The organism is Bacillus sp. FMQ74 (assembly GCF_001875785.1).
GTDB classification, from domain to species: domain Bacteria; phylum Bacillota; class Bacilli; order Bacillales; family Bacillaceae; genus Bacillus; species Bacillus stercoris.
The window spans coordinates 28,977-48,294 of sequence record NZ_MOEO01000002.1 but is presented as its reverse complement, the minus strand read 5'-3'; the positions used below and the strand labels follow the sequence as shown (position 1 = coordinate 48,294).

Below are 19,318 nucleotides of genomic sequence, written 5' to 3'. Positions count from 1 at the left end.
GATGGAGAAATAAAAGGATAATAACAAGGCTTTCGACTAATCGAAAGCCTTGTTGTCTGTTACACAAAGATGACTTCTTTAGGCTGATGGCTCAGCTCTTCAGGCATATACCGTTTTTCAATATTGATGCTGTGCCAGATCATAAAGATCAGTACAGTCCAGATTTTACGGCTGTTATCAGCCTTGTCCGCACAATGGTCTTCAAGAAGCTGAAGGACATAATCCTTATGGATATAAGCATCCGTTTGGCTTTCTTGAATAATATTCCGCACCCATTCGTTCATTTCGTTTTTCAGCCAATGACGGATCGGTACAGGGAAACCAAGCTTTTTGCGGTTTAATACGTGCTCAGGCACAATTCCTTCAGCTGCCTTGCGAAGAAGATACTTCGTCGTGCCGTTTTTCGTTTTCAGCTCATCAGGAATTTTTGAAGCGACGTCAAATACGACTTTATCTAAGAACGGCACACGCAGTTCCAAAGAATTTGCCATCGTCATTTTATCCGCTTTTAACAAAATGTCGCCGCGCATCCAAGTGTGGATATCGACATACTGCATTTTGTTGATATCGCTGTACGAGCTGCTTTCTGTAAAGTAAGTCTTCGTCACATCGCGATATGAAAGGTTCGGATTATAATGCTTCAACAGCTGTTTTTTGACAGACTCTTCAAAGATCTTCGCGTTACCGATGTAACGATCCTGAAGCGGAGTACAGCCTCGCTCAAGCAGACTCTTTCCTCTCATACCTTCAGGCATAACGGCAGCAACGTGCAAAAGCATCTTTTTCAGGCCGGATGGAATCCGTTCAAACGGTTTAAGCGAAAGCGGTTCGCGGTAAATGTTATATCCGCCGAAGAGCTCATCCGCTCCTTCACCTGATAAAGCAACCGTTACATGTTTTTTCGCTTCTTTTGCAACAAAGTACAACGGAATTGCTGCCGGATCAGCAAGCGGGTCATCAAAATGCCATACGATCTTCGGAAGCTCATTCATGTATTCCTCAGGCGAAATGACTTTGCTGATATTTTCAATGCCCAGCGCCGCTGCAGTTTCTTTCGCTACATCAACTTCACTGAAGCCCTGCTGTTCAAAGCCGACTGAGAATGTTTTTAAGCTTGGATGAAATTCCTTCGCAACAGATACAATAAAGGAAGAATCAATTCCGCCTGACAGGAATGAACCGACAGGAACGTCACTTCTCATATGAACGTTTACAGAGTCATAGATCGCGTCTCTGACTTCTTTCACAAGCTTGTCTTCTTCAGTCTGAACCGGCTTGAAGTTCGCTTTGAAATACGTTTTGAATGCGATATCGCCGTCCGGGCGGATTGTGAACTGTGAACCCGGCTCTACTTTTTTTACATGGGCATCAAGCGTGCTTGGTTCAGGAACAAATTGGAAAGACATGTACTGCTGCAATGCCTCTTTATCTATTTCAATATCATTCTGAGCAACCATTAAACTTTTTCTCTCTGAGGCAAAATAAACCTGATCATTGATTGTTGTGTAGTACAACGGTTTAATGCCGAATGGATCTCTTGCTCCATAAAGCACATGATCGTTTTTATTCCAAATCAGAAAGGCAAACATACCGCGCAGTTTGGACGCCGCTTCTTCTTTATAATGACGGTAAGTCGCAAGAAGAACCTCTGTGTCCGAATCCGTGTTGAATGTGTACCCCTTTGCTTCAAGCTCTTCTCTCAGTTCAATATAGTTATAGATTTCCCCGTTAAAGATAATCCAATATGTTTCATCTTCATATGATAAAGGCTGTCCGCCATTTTCTACATCAATAATGCTGAGACGTCTGAATCCGAATCCGACGTGCTCATCATGGAAATATCCATCACTGTCAGGACCGCGGTGAACGATCATTTGGTTCATTTGTTTGATTAGTTCTTCTTGATCAGCGGTTTGAGCTAACGGATGCTTGTTAAAAACCCCGACAAATCCACACATAGTATTGCCTCCATAATTAAAATTGTCATCATTGAACCCCTATTTATAGACGCTGTGAATAGTATTTGGTTTCACAGTTATGTAAAAAAATAAACATGAATACAACGATAAAAAAGGGAAAGCCGCTTAACCAGTAAGCGGCTATAAAATTATTCTCCTAACGCTTCTTTACGCAGCTGCTCCGCTTTGTCTGTACGCTCCCATGGAAGGTCAACATCGTGACGTCCAAAGTGGCCGTACGCAGCAGTTTGTTTGTAGATCGGACGGCGTAAATCAAGCATTTTGATAATGCCTGCAGGTCGTAAATCAAAGTTATTGCGGACAACTTCAATCAGTTTTTCCTCAGAAGCTTTTCCGGAACCGAATGTGTTGATTGAGATTGACACAGGCTGTGCAACACCAATCGCGTAAGCAAGCTGTACTTCGCAAGAATCAGCAAGCTCAGCCGCAACGATGTTTTTCGCAACATATCTTGCTGCATAAGCCGCAGAACGGTCTACCTTCGTCGCATCCTTTCCTGAGAACGCTCCTCCGCCGTGGCGTGCATAGCCACCGTACGTATCAACGATGATTTTGCGTCCTGTAAGTCCCGCATCCCCTTGAGGGCCTCCGATTACGAAACGTCCTGTTGGGTTGATGAAATATTTTGTTTCTTCATCAATCAACTCTTTAGGAACAACCGGATTGATTACATGTTCTTTAATGTTGCGCTGAATTTGCTCAAGTGTAATTTCAGGGTGATGCTGGGTTGAAATCACAATCGCGTCAATGCGGACAGGCTTGTTATTTTCATCGTACTCAACCGTTACCTGAGTTTTGCCGTCAGGGCGAAGGTACGGAAGAATATCTTCTTTACGGACTTCACTTAGGCGGCGGGCTAATTTATGAGCAAGTGAAATTGGAAGAGGCATAAGCTCTTTCGTTTCGTTGCACGCATAACCGAACATTAAACCTTGGTCACCAGCACCGATCGCTTCAATTTCTTCTTCGCTCATTGTACCTTCACGGGCTTCAAGCGCTTGGTCTACACCCATTGCGATATCAGCAGACTGTTCATCAATTGATGTTAAAACCGCACAAGTTTCCGCATCAAATCCGTATTTCGCACGTGTGTATCCGATTTCTTTAATGGTTTGGCGCACCGTTTTCGGAATGTCAACATACGTAGATGTTGTGATCTCTCCGCTAACAAGAACCAAACCAGTTGTCACAGATGTTTCACAAGCAACACGCGCGTTAGGGTCTTTCTTTAAAATTTCATCTAAAATGCTGTCAGAAATCTGGTCACAGATTTTATCCGGATGCCCCTCCGTAACAGATTCTGATGTAAATAAACGACGATTTTTACTCATGATTTGCTTCCTCCTGCACAAGGTCTCCCGATAGACCTTGCATATATGATACGGAACTCGCTCCCTCTTATACAATGTAACGTTATATTAGAGAATGTTAATTGGCATATTTATGAAATAAAAAAACCTTTTCCATCGAGGAAAGGGTTTGGTCTTTGTGCCTTTCACTCTTATCGCTCAAGGAATCATACAACCTTGCAACAGGTTAGCACCTTGGTTGTCTCACACAGTTGAACATAATAAATAACAGAGAAACCGGTTGCTGGGCTTCATAGGGCCTGTCCCTCCGCCAGCTCGGGATAAGAGTATCCGCTCAATGAAATATCTTATCGTAAAAGGGTTTGCAATGTCAATATGATTCAGAAGAAATAGGCACCTATATTGAGGGAAAACAATGGAAATACACACACAAAAAATGATAAATAGTATAGACTATTTGAAAATATATGTTATACTAATTCACAATTAGCAAAACACAAAAAAACGATAAAGGAAGGTTTCATATGAACTCAGTTGATTTGACCGCTGATTTACAAGCCTTATTAACAAGTCCAAATGTGCGTCATAATTTATCAGCAGCACAGCTAACAGAAAAAGTACTCTCCCGAAACGAAGGCATTTTAACATCCACGGGTGCTGTTCGCGCGACAACAGGCGCTTACACAGGACGTTCACCTAAAGATAAATTCATCGTGGAGGAAGAAAGCACGAAAAATAAGATCGATTGGGGCCCGGTGAATCAGCCGATTTCAGAAGAAGCGTTTGATCGGCTGTATACGAAAGTTGTCAGCTACCTGAAACAGCGAGATGAGCTGTTTGTTTTCGAAGGATTTGCCGGAGCAGACGAGAAATACAGGCTGCCGATCACTGTCGTAAATGAGTTCGCATGGCACAATTTATTTGCGCGGCAGCTGTTCATCCGTCCGGAAGGCAATGATAAGAAAACAGTTGAACAGCCGTTTACCATTCTTTCTGCTCCGCATTTCAAAGCGGATCCAAAAACAGACGGCACTCATTCCGAAACGTTTATTATTGTCTCTTTCGAAAAACGGACGATTTTAATCGGGGGAACAGAGTATGCCGGAGAAATGAAGAAGTCCATTTTCTCCATTATGAATTTCCTGCTGCCTGAAAGAGATATTTTATCCATGCACTGCTCCGCCAATGTCGGTGAAAAAGGTGATGTCGCCCTTTTCTTCGGACTGTCAGGAACAGGAAAGACCACCCTTTCAGCCGATGCTGACCGCAAGCTGATCGGTGACGATGAACATGGCTGGTCTGATACAGGCGTCTTTAATATTGAAGGCGGATGCTACGCTAAGTGCATTCACTTAAGCGAGGAGAAGGAGCCGCAAATCTTTAACGCAATCCGTTTCGGATCAGTTCTCGAGAATGTCGTTGTTGATGAAGACACACGCGAAGCCAATTATGATGATTCCTTCTATACTGAAAACACGCGGGCAGCTTACCCGATTCATATGATTGATAACATCGTGACTCCAAGCATGGCAGGCCATCCGTCTGCAATTGTATTTTTGACGGCTGATGCCTTCGGTGTCCTGCCCCCGATCAGCAAACTGACGAAGGAGCAGGCGATGTATCATTTCTTGAGCGGTTACACGAGCAAGCTTGCCGGAACCGAACGGGGTGTGACGTCACCTGAAACGACGTTCTCCACTTGCTTCGGCTCACCGTTCCTGCCGCTTCCTGCTCACGTCTATGCTGAAATGCTCGGCAAAAAGATCGATGAACATGGCGCAGACGTTTACTTGGTCAATACCGGCTGGACCGGAGGCGGCTATGGCACAGGCGAACGAATGAAGCTTTCTTACACGAGAGCGATGGTCAAAGCTGCGATTGAAGGTAAATTAGAGGGTGCAGAAATGATAACTGACGATATTTTTGGCCTGCACATTCCGGCTCATGTTCCTGGCGTTCCTGATCATATCCTTCAGCCTGAAAACACGTGGGCCAACAAGGAAGAATACAGAGAAAAGGCAGTCTACCTTGCAAATGAATTCAAAGAGAATTTTAAAAAGTTCGCACATACAGATGCCATTGCACAGGCAGGCGGCCCTCTCGTTTAAAAAGCAAAAGCCAAGAGCAATTACGCTCTTGGCTTGTTTTAATTGACAGAATGCAAAGAAGTCAGCTTGTACGTAATGATGGTCCGGCCGTCTTCCCATTGAAGCTTCTGTACTTCAGCTGTGCCCGACTTTTCTCCAAGCTTTGTTTTGCGCACATCCATCGGAATCTCCATCGGATATACGCGGTATCCGTCCTTCTCTAACGTGAATATATTTTCATCTATGCGAACTTCTTTTCCTTTTGTCACAATCAGTGTATTAAATTCAACAGGCATTCCCAAAGTGAGATCCCCTTTCGTTCTCTTTTTTCTTTATCATACCATATTTCATTGTCAGCGGTTTTTCATCCATTGTGTAAGCTGCCGAACGATACGCCGGTTTTCTTTTGGCGGGAAATAATGTGTGAATGTACTGTAATACCACGTCTCAACCGGCTTATGCAATTGTTTTAGCTTCTCTTCAAATAAATAGGAATGCTGAATCGAAACATTTTGGTCTTTTTCTCCATGGATTAACAGCACGGGAGCCTGAATTTTATTTACTTGATCAAACGGTGTTCGCCACTGATATTCCTCAGGCACCTTTTTCGGTGTTCCGCCGATGACTCTTTTCATCATTCGCCGCAAATCCTGCCGCTCCTCGTATGTAAGGATCATATCACTGACGCCTCCCCAGGAAACAAGTGAAGCCGCATGCCTTCCCATTTCGATCGCAGTGAGCATTCCCATAATTCCGCCGCGGGAAAACCCGAAGATATGAATTCTGTCCTTCTTGACATTTGGGTGCTGCTGAAGCAGGCGAAAAGCAGAAAATGCATCCTCCCTGTCTTCTCCGGCAAAATCCTCATTGCCTTCTCCTCCTTGATTTCCTCTGTAAAAAGGAGCAAACACCACAAACCCTTGGGATGCAAACTGGATAATCCGGCCCGGCCGAACCATGCCCACGCTTTTAATCCCGCCGCGCAAATATAAAAATCCGTCATATTGTCCCGGTTCCGCCGGCTCAGCCAGAAGCCCCTTTACCCGTAATCCATTTGACAGATAGCAGACCGTATACAAACGCACATGCTGGCTTGGCGACGGAAATCTTCTTTTCTCTACAATCAAAACAGCCGCCTCCTTTTTTCTATATGCTTTCCTTACTCCAAAATTACATCCGGAGAACCCGATTAGGCATTCACACATTTTTATACCCATCATACGATATGTAAAGCAAAAAAGGATATTAACTTGATGCTAAATAAGGAGGTTGTCTATGTGAACAGATGGTTAAGGCTGGGCTTCGCCTGTGTCGGCAGTATCTTTCTGATGATCGCCCTGACGGCTTGCAAACAGGAAGAAACGCTGACCAAAGTTAAAGTGGCTGAAGTGACCCATTCTATTTTTTACGCACCTTTATATGTTGCTGAGTCTAAAGGATTTTTCAAGGAAGAAGGGCTTGATGTCGATGTGAATACGACCTGGGGCGGAGACAAAACGATGACATCGCTTCTTTCAAACGGCTCCGACATCGCGCTTGTCGGGTCAGAAACATCTATTTATGTCGAGGCGCAAGGGGCTAAAGACCCCGTCATTAATTTCGCCCAGCTGACTCAGACAGACGGGACGTTTCTTGTAGCGAGAGAAGATGTTGAACACTTCAACTGGGATCAACTAAACGGAAAAACGTTTCTCGGCCAGCGAAAAGGCGGCATGCCTCAAATGGTCGGCGAGTATGTGCTGAACAAACATAAGATTGACCCGCATAAGGATATAGACCTCATCCAGAACATAGATTTCGCCAATATTGCCAATGCGTTTGCTTCTGGAACCGGTGAGTATGTACAGCTCTTTGAACCGCAGGCTTCTCTCTTTGAGAAAAAAGGCATCGGCCATATCGTGGCTTCATTCGGAGAAGAATCAGGCGAGGTTCCTTACACGACCTTTATGGCGAAACAAAGCTACCTGAAGAACAATGAAGACACAGCCGTCAAGTTTACAAAAGCCATTTACAAGGCGCAGCAGTGGGTTAAAAATCATTCTGCAAAGGACATCACAGATGCCATTAAAGATGAATTTGATGATACCGATCCAGACGTCATCGAAACATCCATTGAGCGCTATAAAAAGCAGCATTCATATTCGCCAGATCCTCTGCTTAACGAAAAAGAATGGGAGCTGCTTCAAGACATTATGGATCAAGCGGGAGAACTGCCGAAGCACATTCCATACAATCAGCTTGTAAATAAAGAAATTGCTGAAAAAGTCACCTCGGAGAAATAGGAGGCGCCATCTATGTCTTTCTTACATGTCGACCATGTAACCCATACTTACTTTTCTATCAAAGAAAAAACAACGGCTGTGCGGGATATTCATTTTGATGCCGAAAAAGGTGATTTCATCTCATTTCTCGGCCCAAGCGGCTGCGGAAAAACAACACTGCTTTCTATTATAGCCGGTTTGATTGAGCCATCGGAAGGCAGAGTTCTGATTGAAGGCCGTGAGCCGAATCAAAAAGAACATAACATTGGCTATATGCTTCAGCAGGATTACTTATTTCCCTGGAAATCTATCGAGGAAAATGTGCTTCTCGGTTTAAAAATCGCCGACACGCTGACAGAAGAAAGCAAGGCCGCTGCACTCGGTCTATTGCCGGAGTTCGGCCTCATAGATGTGGAGAAAAAATATCCGAAAGAGCTGTCAGGCGGGATGCGCCAACGGGCCGCGCTTGCAAGGACTCTTGCGCCAAATCCAAGTCTGCTTTTGCTGGATGAGCCATTTTCCGCGCTTGATTTTCAGACAAAGCTGTCATTGGAAAACCTGGTATTCCGCACATTAAAGGAATATCAAAAAACAGCAGTGCTTGTCACTCATGATATAGGGGAAGCGATAGCGATGAGCGATACGATCTTTTTATTTTCGAATCAGCCGGGCACCATCCATCAGATTTTTACCATTCCTAAGGAATTGGCCTCGATGATGCCTTTTGACGCCCGCCAGGAGCCATCCTTCCAGACGCTTTTTCAAACGATATGGAAGGAGCTGAATTCTCTTGAGAAACAGCAAAGAAACCATTGATCTGCTTCACGAGCAGTATCAATTCAAACAAAAAAAGGAAAAGTGGAATGTCCATTCTTTTCAGCTTGCCATATTTATTCTCTTTTTCTCAGGCTGGGAAATCTCCAGCAGGCAAGGCTGGATCGATCCGCTGATCTTCAGCTCTCCATCAGCTGTATGGCGTTTATTGCTGGAGAAACTCGGTGACGGTTCATTACTGTCACACATCGGCGTCACTTTATTCGAAACGGTGCTAGGCTTTTTGCTTGGAACGTTTATGGGCACGTGCCTCGCCGCTTTGTTATGGTGGTCCAATCGGCTTGCCAGGATTTTAGATCCGTATCTTGTGATTTTGAATGCAATGCCGAAAGTGGCCCTGGGCCCTATCCTGATTGTCGCACTCGGTCCCAGTTTTATCAGCATTATTGCGATGGGAGCCATCATCAGCGTCATTATCACAACCATCGTTGTGTATACCGCCTTTCAGGAGGTCGACGAAAACTATACGAAAGTCATGAAAACATTCGGTGCAAAAAAATGGATTATTTTTAAAGAAGTCATACTGCCCGCATCCTCTCCCGCGATTATTTCAACATTAAAAGTAAACGTCGGTTTATCATGGGTTGGCGTCATTGTAGGGGAATTCCTCGTTTCGAAGGTTGGATTGGGATATATGATTATTTACGGATTCCAAGTCTTCAATTTCACACTCGTCTTCTTAAGCCTGCTGATCATCGCCATCTTTGCCACTCTGATGTATCAGGGCGTGGAGCTGCTGGAAAAGAAATGGACGAAGGGCAGAACATAATAAAAAATCCGGCACATGTGCCGGATTTTTTATTCGATCCATCCAGATTCTTTCAGTTTTTTCAAACTGATCGGAAGAACGGAATCCTTCATAATAAAGCTGAACTTTTTATTGCGGGAAAGGTTCTCCGGAAGCTCGTGAAACAAAACCGGGCCTTTCGTTTCAAAGTAATCAGCTTGCTCTTCAAGCTTTTCTATATCTGCAAAATATATATTTTTCACAATCACTTTTTCTTTACCGAGAACCTTATACTGTCCGAGATACTTGAGGCTTTTGACTCTCGCGCCCGTCTCTTCCTTTACTTCCCGGAGCGCAGCCTCTTCTGCGCACTCCATCGGCTCTACTTTCCCGCCTGGAAACTCATAGCCTCTGTCCTCATGTTCTGTTAAAAGCCATTTGCCGCCAAAACGGCAAATCACCCAGACATGCTTCGGGCTGTCCGAGAAAGGCTGATCGTCAAAGGAAAGCTGAACAGTATTCTGATAATAATCTTTAAACTCGTACATGTTTATCCCTCAAATCCGTTCCTAGCTATCTTCCATACATCATACCACAGTTACGTTTCTTCGGAAGCCTTTTATCAAAAAATAAGGGAAACCCAGCACGCCGTCAGGTTATGCATGCAGACTAGCTCGTACAGTTTTTTTCGATTCCTATTGCCGAAAAGTGCGACTGACGCTCTGGGCTTTATTATGACCCGCGAACAGTGAAAAGTTACGGTTTGCGTTTAAATTTATTTTTTAACGTTTCTAAAAGATCGACTAACATCTGAGGAACCGGTATGCCAAGAGAACTGGCTGTCACAACAATTTGCACAGATTCATAAAGAATATAAAACATAATAGCCAAGTCACGAATGGACCCCTGTGTATTCAGCAGCTGATCAAAAAAATGGCATACAGAGATCAGAGCCAGCGTGACTAATTTTTTGACAAGCCGGGCAAATATCTTCTTAAACGACAGTTTGTGAATAATTGTTTCCTTCAAAGTCGTACTGATAAATTCAATTGCCATAAGAGAGAGCAAAATCAGAAATGAATACTGAAAACCTCCGAAGAAAAAACCCGCTGCTGAAACGCTGACTGCTATAAACGAAAAGATGCCAAAGTCTCTATCCATTTATCCCAACATCCTTTCACAGAAACGGCCTTACGATATTCTATGGAAAACAAGCCGACCGGATTGGATTTTTCAGAAAAATGGACTGGTTGTCGCCTATTTTTCAGATACAAAAAGAAAAGCCGGACGTCTGTTTTTAGACGTCCGGCCATTCTTTTACCCTAGGTAAGCTTTTAGCATCCAGTTATGTTTTTCAATATTTTGATGGATCGCCAGAAGCATGTCCCCTGTTGTTTCGTCACCGACTTCATCAGCTAAATCCATGCCGTTTTTCAGCTCTTCCGCGATGACCGTAAAATCATCATATACGCTTTGAACCATTTGTTCAGCTGTTTCATTTCCAGACGCTTCTTTGACAGAAGCCGTTTCTAAGGATTCCTTCATTGTTGCAATCGGTTTTCCGTTCAGCGCCAAAAGACGTTCTGCTAAATCATCAATATAAGTTGCGGTTTCGTTGTACAGCTCTTCAAATTTTTCATGAAGAGTAAAGAAATCTTTCCCTTTCACGTACCAGTGATAATTATGTAGTTTCACATACATGACTGTCCAGTTGGCTACTTGTTTGTTCACTGCTTGAATCAATTGTTCTGACATGGTATCTCCTCCTTGTTATATGACTATGTATACCCTTAATATCGTACGCTAAAACCTCTTTTTTACCCTTATCTGTCACGATTTCTTCTATTATGCTACAATTGTTAAAAAACGGGAGGTGGAATGTTATGACGCTTCTCATTACGATAAGTATTTTGATTGTGCTGGCTGTTTTGCTGGTAACCATTTGGACGACTGTAAAAGCCTATAATGTAAAGCATACCATTGATCCACCGCAAGAAAATCACTCTGATTCACACAATCAATGATGATGTGAATGCTTCTCTTCTGACTGATTGCTGGCAGCATCGGCATCTCCGACTTGGACTTTTAAGGTCGGCATGCTATGCTGTTTTTTTGCTGTGACATGGGATTGGACAGTGTATATACCATCTTCCTTAAACGTTGTTTCCAACCGGTATACGCCTTTTTCTTGTTTCGCCTTAAACATTTGGCTGGCGTCTTTTTCCCCTTCTTTCCATACTTCAAACTCTACTTCATCGGCATCCGTCACAGCTTCATCACCGTATGATACGGCTGCTTCATAAGCAGCGCTTTCTCCGGGATTTATTTTTTCAGGCCCGGTCAGCTTGACATCCAAAACCTCGGGCGTCTCAGCTGTATTTGCTTTGCTTTCACCAGATCCGCATCCGTTAAGCAAAAAAGCAGAAAAAAGCAGAACAACCAACATCTTTTTCATGCTATCACCCTTTCATCGTTTACCTAAATAGTAGCAAACGCTTACAGCAAATGGTACACAAAATATAAGACGTCACAAAAAAGACCTTTTTGCGCTTGAGCAAAAAGGTCTTTTCTATTTTAGCCAAATACTTTTAGCAATTCTTCTTTATCCTGTGAAAGCCAGAAACGCATTAAACGTTTAGCGCCTTCCAGATCATGAAGCTTCGCTTGGCCGCACTGCTTTTCATTCGCAGCCGGTATTTCGGTAATCTCTACCGCTTCCTTCATTGTGTCTTCAAGCAGATCAACGATTTCCGCCGGTGTCGGCTCTCCGCTCACAACGAGATAGTAGCCGGTCTGGCAGCCCATTGGAGAAATATCAATGATATCAAAATGATCGTATTTCTCAGCGTGAGAACGAATCGTAAACGCGAGCAAATGCTCGAGTGTGTGAATGGTGTCAGGCTTCATTGCCTGTTTATTTGGCTGGCAAAAACGAATGTCAAATTTATTTACAACGCCGTCTGTTCCAACTTTATGCACGCCGCAATGTCTTACATATGGAGCAACAACCGCATTATGATCAAGCTCAAAACTTTCTACTGAAGGCATAATGGCACTCTCCCTTTTCTAAAAATGTACATTCATTATAACATACCTTTCCGATAAGAATAATCGAATAACTTTTCAATCTGCGTTTTTTTTCTTATACTTGCATCAGAAAGGTTGCTGAATGAAATATGAAAACCCTATTTATCGGTCTGATCAGAGGATATCAAAAATTCATCTCGCCGCTGACGCCGCCAACATGCCGCTTTTATCCGACTTGCTCCCAATATGGAATCGAAGCGATTAAAACACATGGGGCTTTAAAAGGCGGCTGGCTGACAATCAAACGGATTTTAAAGTGCCACCCGTTCCATCCGGGAGGAGTCGATCCCGTTCCTGAAAAGAAACAAAAACATTAATTGTTATAGCCGTTTACGACAAGATCCAGTTTTCCTGTTTCAGGATCAATAACTAAACCATGGACTGGAACGTTTTCCGGGAACAGCGGATGATGTTTAATGACTTCTACGCTGTCTTTTACACTTGCTTCTACTGAATCAAAGCTTTTAAACCATTGATCAAAGTCAACACCGGAGTACTTTAATGTTTCGATGCGTTCCTCCGGAATCCCTCTTTCTCTGATTCTATTAAGCATGCTTTCGCTGCTGATTTTGCTCATGCCGCAATCGTGATGCCCGATCACACATACCTCATCGGCGTTCAGCTCGTACACTGCGACGAGTAAACTTCTCATGATACTTCCGAATGGGTGTGTCACAAGCGCACCGGCACTTTTAATGATTTTCACATCACCGTTTCGCATATTCATCGAATGCGGCAGCAATTCCACCAAACGAGTATCCATGCAAGAAAGAATCGCCATTTTTTTATCGGGAAATTTTGATGTCTGATACCTCTCGTATTCCTTTTGTTCAGTAAAAGTCTTGTTAAATTCAAGAATATCATTTAGCAGGCTCATAGCTACTTGTATTCCTTCCTTGTCTTTTTTCTCTTCAATATATCACAGCATCTGTCTTTTCGTCATCTTATGAAACTGGGCAAGAAAAAAAGACAAACCCTCAGGTCTGCCTTATTTCCCCATGTTATAGCGTTTTTTGAACTGCTCAACTCGTCCGCCTTTTTCATTGAATTTCTGGCGTCCCGTATAAAATGGATGCGTATCAGAGCTTACTTCTACTTTAATGACGGGATATGTGTTGCCGTCTTCCCACTCTGCTGTTTCATTAGATGTTTTAGTAGAGGTGCTGAGAAAACGATAGCCGCTGTTGACATCCTGAAATATCACTTTGTGGTTCTTTGGATGAATTCCTTCTTTCATGTGTATCTCCTTTCAATAAATCGTAATAATTACGTTTTATTTTATAACGTCACAAACGTTTTGTCAATCTTCTTACATCCTTCCCTCTGTTCTCTCATCGTAAACCTCATGGCATTTAAGAATAGGAAGAATAATCTAACCGAGGAAGCAAATAATAAACCCAAAATACATACAGAACGTCTTTTTGGAAAGGTGGTTTACGATTGTGGATGATTTAGTTTTGGCCAGAAGCCTTTTTGGCACGACAATGGGCTTTCATATCATTTTCGCAACGCTTGGAGTCGGTCTGCCGCTCATGATTTTAGTGGCGGAATTGATCTATCAAAAAACGAAAGATGACCATTATGCGATCATGGCGAAAAGATGGACGAAAGCACAAGCCGTTTTGCTGGGGGTCGCCATACCGACCGGAACGATCGCGGGCACTCAGCTCGCGCTTTTATGGCCGGGATTTATGGAAGTCATCGGCCGGGTCATGTCCCTGCCGTTTCAAATTGAAATCTATGCTTTTTTTGTTGAAGCCCTTTTCATGTCGATTTATGTATACGCAGCAGACCGCTTATCACCTGCAATGAGGATTGTTGCTGTTTTCTTTGTGTTAGTCGGGGCCGCAGCTTCCGCTGTTCTGATCACGAATGTTCACGCCTTTGAAGGTACGCCCGCCGGTTTTAAAATTTTAAATGGAAAAATTACAGATGTTGACCCATGGGCTGCGTTTTTTAATCCTAGCTTTTTTATCACGGCAGGCCATGTCGTTCTGTCCGCGTTTATGACAGGTGCGTTTATCGTGGCTTCTGTGGCCGCATATAAAATGATCCGGACGAGAAAAAAGGAAAAGGTCTATCGCTTTCACCGGAAAGCCCTTTTGCTCGCACTCACGATCGGCGGTATTTTTTCATTGCTGACTGCTTTGAACGGACACGAATCAGCACAGATGCTGTACGAATACCAGCCCGAAAAATTAGCCGGTGCGGAAGGCCTGTTTGAAACAAGATCCCACGCTCCGCTCGCTATCGGCGGTTTTACCGACCCAAATGAAGAAAAAGTAAAATGGGCTATCGAGATTCCATGGGCTTTAAGCTTTTTGGCAGCGAACCGTTTTGACACTGTTGTAAAGGGATTGAATGCATTTCCTAGAGATGAATGGCCGCCGCTTTTTATTCACACGCTGTTTAATGCGATGGTTGGAGTAGGCATGCTGTTGATTCTCTATTCCATTATCGGTGTGGTCTGGAGAAAGGTGCTCAAGAAAGACCGTTTCCCAACGTGGCTTTTGGTTATTTTCATGACAGCAGGCCCTTTTAGTCTCATCGGCATTGAATTCGGCTGGATTTTCGCATGTACGGGGAGGCAGCCTTGGGTCATCTATCATCTGCTGAAAACGTCAGATGTCGTAACAACGACTGGTTCGATCGGGGTGCTGTTCTTATTTTTCACATTTGTTTATGCCGTGTTAGGCGCAGCTGTCGTCTACGTACTGCTGTATTATTTCCGCAAGCACCCGGTTGACGAAGATTTAAATACAGCGGAGTCGTAATGGCTCCGCAAACAGGAAACCAAATGGAAGGAAGATCGACAAATGGAGATTTCAACTGACGCTCTGATCGCCATCTCAATTATCTGGGGCTTTGTGTTTATTTACGCCGTCATGGCGACAATGGATTTTGGAGCGGGATTTTGGTCTATGATCTATTTAAACAAGGAGCATATGAAGGCCACCGATATTGCGAATCGCTTTTTGTCCCCGACTTGGGAGGTCACAAACGTCTTTATTGTGGCCATCGTCGTGGCGCTTTTCAGTTTTTTCCCCGGTGCGACATTTGTGCTCGGCACCGTGTTATTAATTCCCGGCAGCATGATTTTGCTGCTTTTAGCGATTCGAAGCGGATTTCTCGTTTTTTCTAATACAGCAAAGGAGCGGAAAACGCTAAGATATATTTCCGGCATCTCCGGCTTTATCATTCCTGCTATTTTAATTTTGGTGCTTCCTGTGACACACGGAGGGTTTATAGAAAAAACGGATGGAATCTATAACTTAAATATGTCTAAAATCTTTTCAAGCCCAAACGCCTATTCATTTATCGGGTTTGCGATTTTAAGCACGTTATTTTTGTCCTCGCTGCTGCTTGCAGATGTTTCAAATGTGGCAGAGGAACAGGATGCGTACCGAGCCTATAGAAAAAGCGCCCTGATTACCGGCCCGATTTCACTGTTGTTTGCTGTATGCATTATGGTGACGATGCGGAATGAAGCAAACTGGCTGTACAGCGGAATGCTGAATGATTTTACTTGGATTATTGCATCGTTCATTACATTTGTTATTGCTGGAATCGCTCTTTTTCTGCCTAACAAAAGCTTTGGGCAAAACATCGGAAAACCGCGTCTCGCACTTGTTGCGATTGGGATACAGTATTTTCTCGCAAGCTACGCGTACGGGCGGGCGCATCTTCCGTATATGATTTATCCTGATGTGACAGTCATGTCAGGCTTCACAGAGCCAGCAACGTTCAGGGCGCTGTTTGCGACGTATATCGTAGCATTTATCATTCTATTTCCGGGCTTTTATTTCTTCTGGAAAATGTTTATGCGAGATAAACGCTATATCCGCCAGGAGGAATAGAGGTGAAGCCTGCCGGCTATACTAACCCAGAACCTTTTTAAGGAGGGGATGGCATGGAGCAGAAAATTCTATGCGAAGTCAACAACTGTTCTTATTGGGGCAAAGGAAACAAATGCACCGCTGATGCCATTTATGTTGTCAGCCATACTGGTGAAACGGCTGAAAACAGCCGGGAAACAGACTGCAAAACGTTTAAGCCGCATGATTTGTAATTAAAAGAAAGAGCTGCGTCAGCCAGCTCTTTCTTTTTGCATGTTGAGTGTTCTCAGCTTTTTAGTCATCACCCCGTTTGCGGGTGAAAACAAAAAGGCGCTTGCATACCATACACCTGTCATGGCCGCCATCGCTCCCGAAATCGAAACATTAAGCCACGTTGCGAAGAAATAGCCCATGACCGCCGACAGCCCGCCAATCAAAGCGCTGAGAATCAGCATATAAAGAAGCCGGTCTGTCAGCAAATGTGCCGCAGCAGGCGGAACAATCAGCATGGCCACAACCAATACAGCACCCACTGAATCAAAGGAAGCAACAGTCGTTAAGGACAGCATGCCCATTTGCACGTAATGAATCATCAAAACCGGTATTCCCAAGGCTAAAGCCATTTGAGGATCAAACGAAGCGATTTTAAACTCCTTATAGCACACACTGATTAACACTACGTTTAAAATAAGAACAGATGCCAGCATCCAAAACGCTTTCGGCCCGATATCAACTCCGAATACCGTCATCGTATTCCACGGCACAAAAGCGATTTCTCCCATTAACGAGTGCTCAATATCGAGATGGACATTCGCTCCATAAACAGAAAGTAAAATGACGCCGATTGCAAATAAGGATGTAAACACGACTCCTATGGCAGCATCTGATTGAACCCCCTTGCTATGAAGAAGCTGGACCAAAAATGCCGTTAACAATCCGGTAACAGCTGCACCGATAAACATAGAAATCCCGTCGAGACTCCCCGTCACTAGAAAAGCGCCGACAATGCCAAGCAACACGGTATGGCTGATTGCGTCGGCCAGCATCGCCATGCTTCTCAGCACAAGAAATGTGCCGATCAATGCACAGCTTACACCGACTAATACACCGGTAGCTATAATCCATGCTTCAAAACTCATTTGCGATCTGTCCCTTCTCGGCTTCATGAGACGCTTTTCGCAGCTCAGGCATCCGGCCATACAGCTTTAATAATGAAAAAAGCCGTTCTCTCGTTTCTCCTGGCAAACGATCCGGGTCAAAGCAGCCCTGATCGAATTCTATATTGGCAAGCTCCATTTCATGCATGAGATACACTTCATACATCCGCTGCTTCAAAGCTGTGTGGTAGCCTTTTTCAATCCCAGTGCTTGTGATTTGCCAAACTCCATTTTCGATACACTCAATGCACCTCTCTTGTTCCAAGTCAGTCAATGCCTTAAGGCATAATGAAGGAGATAGGCGCCTTTTCTTTCTTACACTCTCAGCTGTTACACAAAGATCTTTCTTTTCATACTGTTCATAAATCGTCAGCAGCACTTGCTCCCTGCTTGTTCTGCGCCGAAGCCTTATCAGCCTTATGGCTTTAGCGGCCACCCCCCGCTTAGGCGCGCAAATCATTGAAAAAAGAAAGATCAGCGTTGCAGATATGATTATTAATGGGCCTGTCGCCATTCCCTTCATGGTTGTGCTCAGCAGGGTTCCGGCCACTCCGCTGACCCCGCCAGTGATCCCGGCAATGACGATCATCCCTGTCAATCGTTCGGTCCAATATCTTGCAGCTATGGCAGGTGTAATCAGCATAGCCGCCATTAATATCACACCAACCGTCTGAAGCCCAATAACGACAGCACCGACAATCAGACTAGCCAAAAGCCCGTTCAAAAAACGCACCGGGATTCCCAGCCCCTTTGCAAACGCGAGATCAAAAGTAATCAATGTAAATTCCTTAAAGAAAACAATACACAGGAGCAGCAGAACAGCAGATATTCCTGCAATAAGGGTGATATCCTGTCTGACCAATGAAGCAGCCTGGCCGAATAAAAAAGAATCAAGCCCGCTTTGGCTTCCCGCCCCCTGCTGCTGAATATATGTCAGCAGAACGATCCCAACGCCAAAAAACACAGAAAGAACTATCCCGATCGCCGAGTCCTCCTTTGTTTTTGAAAGCCGCGAAATCAGCTGAATACAAAATGTTCCGAGCAGTCCGGCGAGAGCCGCACCCAGCAAAAAGAAAGGCAGTGATTTTTGCCCGGTGAACAGAAAAGCGAAACACACGCCCGGCAGAGCTGAATGGGCCATCGCATCGCCGATTAAACTTTGCTTTCTCAGCAGCACAAAGCTTCCCAAAACACCGCTTGCCGCCCCGAGCAAAAGCGTACCCGCCAGCACCCACTGTGTGTTCGGGTGCTGGAGCTGCAGCCACAAACTTTCAATCATTGTGCTCACCCCTTATGCCCTTCTGCTATTACTTTATCTTTTAAAAACGTAAGCCTTCCTCCATATGTTTTTTGCAGGTTTTCGATTGTAAAAACGTTTTCCGCCGGTCCGAAAGCGATTTTTCTTAAATGAAGCAGTAAAATCCAATCGAAATAATCCTCGGCGGTCTGCAAGTCATGATGGACGACAAGAACGGTTTTTCCTTTTTCTTTGAGTTCTGCCAAAAGCGTCATAATCGCGCGCTCCGTCGCTGCATCGACACCTGCAAACGGTTCATCCATAAAATAAATGTCAGCGTTCTGGCAGAGTGCCCGGGCAAGAAACACCCGCTGCTGCTGGCCGCCTGACAGCTGGCTGATCTGCCTATTCGCATAATCAAGCATCCCGACTTTTGCTAAAGCAGCCTTCGCCATTTCCACATCTGCTTTCTTTGGCCTCTTTAATAAACCGATTCTTCCGTATCTTCCCATTAGGACGACATCGAGCGCGCTTGTGGGGAAATCCCAGTCAACCGAGCCACGCTGCGGAACATATCCGATTCTGGTCCGCTGATCCTTATAGTCTTTGCCGTAAATAGAAATGTCTCCTGAAGCCCGGGGCACAAGACCGAGAATGGTTTTGATCAAAGTTGATTTTCCCGCGCCGTTTGGGCCGATAATGCCAATAAGTTTCCCTTCCGGCACCTGCAGCGAAATGTCCTGCAGTACAGGCCTTTTATGATAAGCAACCGTCACATTATCAAGCTCAACAGGGAACATATC

23 protein-coding genes and 1 riboswitch are annotated in these 19,318 nt (G+C 44.3%); of the genes, 9 read left to right on the top strand and 14 right to left on the bottom strand.

Annotated features, from left to right (window positions below):
- Positions 1–59: 59 nt before the first annotated feature.
- A complete protein-coding gene (gene asnB / locus BLL41_RS04745; protein ID WP_071576963.1) occupies positions 60–1,958 on the bottom strand; it encodes an asparagine synthase (glutamine-hydrolyzing) in 1,899 nt (632 codons plus the stop codon).
- A gap of 149 nt (positions 1,959–2,107) precedes the next feature.
- Positions 2,108–3,310 carry a methionine adenosyltransferase gene (metK, locus tag BLL41_RS04740; RefSeq protein ID WP_014665081.1) on the bottom strand — a complete coding sequence of 401 codons (1,203 nt, stop codon included), beginning with the start codon at positions 3,308–3,310 and terminating at the stop codon, positions 2,108–2,110.
- 167 nt (positions 3,311–3,477) lie between these two features.
- Positions 3,478–3,616, bottom strand: a riboswitch (SAM riboswitch).
- Positions 3,617–3,813: 197 nt separating this feature from the next.
- Here metK and pckA point away from each other — a divergent pair.
- Complete coding sequence (pckA, locus tag BLL41_RS04735) at positions 3,814–5,397, top strand: phosphoenolpyruvate carboxykinase (ATP) (protein ID WP_071576962.1); 1,584 nt, start codon at positions 3,814–3,816, stop codon at positions 5,395–5,397.
- 38 nt (positions 5,398–5,435) lie between these two features.
- Here pckA and BLL41_RS04730 read toward each other — a convergent pair whose 3' ends face one another.
- Positions 5,436–5,678 carry a DUF2584 domain-containing protein gene (locus tag BLL41_RS04730; protein WP_071576961.1) on the bottom strand — a complete coding sequence of 81 codons (243 nt, stop codon included), beginning with the start codon at positions 5,676–5,678 and terminating at the stop codon, positions 5,436–5,438.
- A gap of 51 nt (positions 5,679–5,729) precedes the next feature.
- Positions 5,730–6,503, bottom strand: coding sequence for an alpha/beta hydrolase family protein (locus BLL41_RS04725; protein WP_071576960.1), 774 nt, complete (start codon positions 6,501–6,503; stop codon positions 5,730–5,732).
- A gap of 150 nt (positions 6,504–6,653) precedes the next feature.
- On the opposite strand from BLL41_RS04725, the gene BLL41_RS04720 reads away from it, so the two are divergent.
- From BLL41_RS04720 to BLL41_RS04710, 3 genes are read left to right on the top strand one after another with little or no spacing between them, the layout of a single operon-like run.
- Positions 6,654–7,658, top strand: coding sequence for an ABC transporter substrate-binding protein (locus BLL41_RS04720; protein WP_071576959.1), 1,005 nt, complete (start codon positions 6,654–6,656; stop codon positions 7,656–7,658).
- Between the two features lie 12 nt (positions 7,659–7,670).
- On the top strand, positions 7,671–8,453 hold the full coding sequence (locus BLL41_RS04715) for an ABC transporter ATP-binding protein (protein ID WP_071576958.1): 783 nt from the start codon (positions 7,671–7,673) through the stop codon (positions 8,451–8,453).
- A complete protein-coding gene (locus BLL41_RS04710; RefSeq protein WP_071576957.1) occupies positions 8,428–9,240 on the top strand; it encodes an ABC transporter permease in 813 nt (270 codons plus the stop codon). The genes BLL41_RS04715 and BLL41_RS04710 overlap by 26 nt, the downstream gene beginning before the upstream one ends.
- A 29-nt stretch (positions 9,241–9,269) precedes the next feature.
- Here BLL41_RS04710 and ytkD read toward each other — a convergent pair whose 3' ends face one another.
- The 3 genes from ytkD to BLL41_RS04690 form a co-directional block, all read right to left on the bottom strand.
- Positions 9,270–9,746, bottom strand: a complete 477-nt coding sequence (gene ytkD, locus BLL41_RS04705; RefSeq protein ID WP_071576956.1) for an RNA deprotection pyrophosphohydrolase — start codon at positions 9,744–9,746, stop codon at positions 9,270–9,272.
- Between the two features lie 208 nt (positions 9,747–9,954).
- Positions 9,955–10,359 carry a phage holin family protein gene (locus BLL41_RS04700; RefSeq protein ID WP_071576955.1) on the bottom strand — a complete coding sequence of 135 codons (405 nt, stop codon included), beginning with the start codon at positions 10,357–10,359 and terminating at the stop codon, positions 9,955–9,957.
- 156 nt (positions 10,360–10,515) lie between these two features.
- Positions 10,516–10,953 (bottom strand): Dps family protein, encoded by a 438-nt coding sequence (locus tag BLL41_RS04690; RefSeq protein WP_071576954.1) that lies wholly within the window; start codon positions 10,951–10,953, stop codon positions 10,516–10,518.
- 128 nt (positions 10,954–11,081) lie between these two features.
- Between BLL41_RS04690 and ytzI the strand changes: the two genes are divergently transcribed.
- On the top strand, positions 11,082–11,222 hold the full coding sequence (ytzI, locus tag BLL41_RS04685; RefSeq protein ID WP_003229081.1) for a YtzI protein: 141 nt from the start codon (positions 11,082–11,084) through the stop codon (positions 11,220–11,222).
- On the opposite strand, the gene BLL41_RS04680 is transcribed toward ytzI, so the two are convergent.
- The gene (locus tag BLL41_RS04680; protein ID WP_071576953.1) at positions 11,216–11,653 is read right to left on the bottom strand and encodes a FixH family protein; all 438 of its coding nucleotides are present in this window, start codon (positions 11,651–11,653) and stop codon (positions 11,216–11,218) included. The two genes, ytzI and BLL41_RS04680, sit on opposite strands and share 7 nt — an antisense overlap.
- A gap of 119 nt (positions 11,654–11,772) precedes the next feature.
- Positions 11,773–12,246, bottom strand: a complete 474-nt coding sequence (locus BLL41_RS04675) for an S-ribosylhomocysteine lyase (RefSeq protein WP_014114882.1) — start codon at positions 12,244–12,246, stop codon at positions 11,773–11,775.
- Between the two features lie 128 nt (positions 12,247–12,374).
- Here BLL41_RS04675 and yidD point away from each other — a divergent pair, with 128 nt between their 5' ends.
- Positions 12,375–12,602 carry a membrane protein insertion efficiency factor YidD gene (yidD, locus tag BLL41_RS04670; RefSeq protein WP_071576952.1) on the top strand — a complete coding sequence of 76 codons (228 nt, stop codon included), beginning with the start codon at positions 12,375–12,377 and terminating at the stop codon, positions 12,600–12,602.
- Here yidD and BLL41_RS04665 read toward each other — a convergent pair.
- Together BLL41_RS04665 and BLL41_RS04660 are read right to left on the bottom strand one after the other, a co-directional pair.
- Positions 12,599–13,162, bottom strand: coding sequence for a beta-class carbonic anhydrase (locus BLL41_RS04665; protein WP_071576951.1), 564 nt, complete (start codon positions 13,160–13,162; stop codon positions 12,599–12,601). The two genes, yidD and BLL41_RS04665, sit on opposite strands and share 4 nt — an antisense overlap.
- Before the next feature lie 111 nt (positions 13,163–13,273).
- Entirely contained in the window at positions 13,274–13,522 is a 249-nt protein-coding gene (locus BLL41_RS04660; RefSeq protein ID WP_003219346.1) for a type B 50S ribosomal protein L31, read from the bottom strand.
- A 205-nt stretch (positions 13,523–13,727) separates the two neighbouring features.
- On the opposite strand from BLL41_RS04660, the gene BLL41_RS04655 reads away from it, so the two are divergent.
- The 3 genes from BLL41_RS04655 to BLL41_RS04645 are packed head-to-tail and all read left to right on the top strand — an operon-like array spanning position 13,728 to position 16,354.
- Entirely contained in the window at positions 13,728–15,059 is a 1,332-nt protein-coding gene (locus BLL41_RS04655; RefSeq protein ID WP_003229073.1) for a cytochrome ubiquinol oxidase subunit I, read from the top strand.
- A 42-nt stretch (positions 15,060–15,101) separates the two neighbouring features.
- A complete protein-coding gene (locus tag BLL41_RS04650; protein ID WP_014477746.1) occupies positions 15,102–16,142 on the top strand; it encodes a cytochrome d ubiquinol oxidase subunit II in 1,041 nt (346 codons plus the stop codon).
- Between the two features lie 53 nt (positions 16,143–16,195).
- The gene (locus tag BLL41_RS04645; protein ID WP_003229069.1) at positions 16,196–16,354 is read left to right on the top strand and encodes a DUF1540 domain-containing protein; all 159 of its coding nucleotides are present in this window, start codon (positions 16,196–16,198) and stop codon (positions 16,352–16,354) included.
- Positions 16,355–16,372: 18 nt separating this feature from the next.
- On the opposite strand, the gene mntD is transcribed toward BLL41_RS04645, so the two are convergent.
- The 3 genes from mntD to mntB are packed head-to-tail and all read right to left on the bottom strand — an operon-like array spanning position 16,373 to position 19,315.
- Complete coding sequence (gene mntD, locus BLL41_RS04640) at positions 16,373–17,260, bottom strand: manganese ABC transporter permease MntD (protein ID WP_071576950.1); 888 nt, start codon at positions 17,258–17,260, stop codon at positions 16,373–16,375.
- Positions 17,250–18,557: a metal ABC transporter permease gene (locus BLL41_RS04635; RefSeq protein WP_071576949.1), complete on the bottom strand. Its 1,308-nt coding sequence runs from the start codon at positions 18,555–18,557 to the stop codon at positions 17,250–17,252. Before BLL41_RS04635 ends, mntD begins: the two co-directional genes overlap by 11 nt.
- A 5-nt stretch (positions 18,558–18,562) precedes the next feature.
- Positions 18,563–19,315, bottom strand: a complete 753-nt coding sequence (gene mntB, locus BLL41_RS04630) for a manganese ABC transporter ATP-binding protein MntB (RefSeq protein WP_071576948.1) — start codon at positions 19,313–19,315, stop codon at positions 18,563–18,565.
- Positions 19,316–19,318 lie beyond the last annotated feature (3 nt).

Coding starts and splice junctions, on each gene's coding strand:
- pckA (WP_071576962.1), top strand. CDS start 3,814: ATGAACTCAGTTGATTTGACCGCTGATTTACAAGCCTTATTAACAAGT.
- BLL41_RS04700 (WP_071576955.1), bottom strand. CDS start 10,359: ATGGATAGAGACTTTGGCATCTTTTCGTTTATAGCAGTCAGCGTTTCA.
- metK (WP_014665081.1), bottom strand. CDS start 3,310: ATGAGTAAAAATCGTCGTTTATTTACATCAGAATCTGTTACGGAGGGG.
- BLL41_RS04680 (WP_071576953.1), bottom strand. CDS start 11,653: ATGAAAAAGATGTTGGTTGTTCTGCTTTTTTCTGCTTTTTTGCTTAAC.
- mntB (WP_071576948.1), bottom strand. CDS start 19,315: ATGTTCCCTGTTGAGCTTGATAATGTGACGGTTGCTTATCATAAAAGG.
- mntD (WP_071576950.1), bottom strand. CDS start 17,260: ATGAGTTTTGAAGCATGGATTATAGCTACCGGTGTATTAGTCGGTGTA.
- BLL41_RS04645 (WP_003229069.1), top strand. CDS start 16,196: ATGGAGCAGAAAATTCTATGCGAAGTCAACAACTGTTCTTATTGGGGC.
- ytzI (WP_003229081.1), top strand. CDS start 11,082: ATGACGCTTCTCATTACGATAAGTATTTTGATTGTGCTGGCTGTTTTG.
- BLL41_RS04660 (WP_003219346.1), bottom strand. CDS start 13,522: ATGAAAGAAGGAATTCATCCAAAGAACCACAAAGTGATATTTCAGGAT.
- BLL41_RS04675 (WP_014114882.1), bottom strand. CDS start 12,246: ATGCCTTCAGTAGAAAGTTTTGAGCTTGATCATAATGCGGTTGTTGCT.
- asnB (WP_071576963.1), bottom strand. CDS start 1,958: ATGTGTGGATTTGTCGGGGTTTTTAACAAGCATCCGTTAGCTCAAACC.
- BLL41_RS04715 (WP_071576958.1), top strand. CDS start 7,671: ATGTCTTTCTTACATGTCGACCATGTAACCCATACTTACTTTTCTATC.
- BLL41_RS04650 (WP_014477746.1), top strand. CDS start 15,102: ATGGAGATTTCAACTGACGCTCTGATCGCCATCTCAATTATCTGGGGC.
- BLL41_RS04665 (WP_071576951.1), bottom strand. CDS start 13,162: ATGAGCCTGCTAAATGATATTCTTGAATTTAACAAGACTTTTACTGAA.
- BLL41_RS04690 (WP_071576954.1), bottom strand. CDS start 10,953: ATGTCAGAACAATTGATTCAAGCAGTGAACAAACAAGTAGCCAACTGG.
- ytkD (WP_071576956.1), bottom strand. CDS start 9,746: ATGTACGAGTTTAAAGATTATTATCAGAATACTGTTCAGCTTTCCTTT.
- yidD (WP_071576952.1), top strand. CDS start 12,375: ATGAAAACCCTATTTATCGGTCTGATCAGAGGATATCAAAAATTCATC.
- BLL41_RS04635 (WP_071576949.1), bottom strand. CDS start 18,557: ATGATTGAAAGTTTGTGGCTGCAGCTCCAGCACCCGAACACACAGTGG.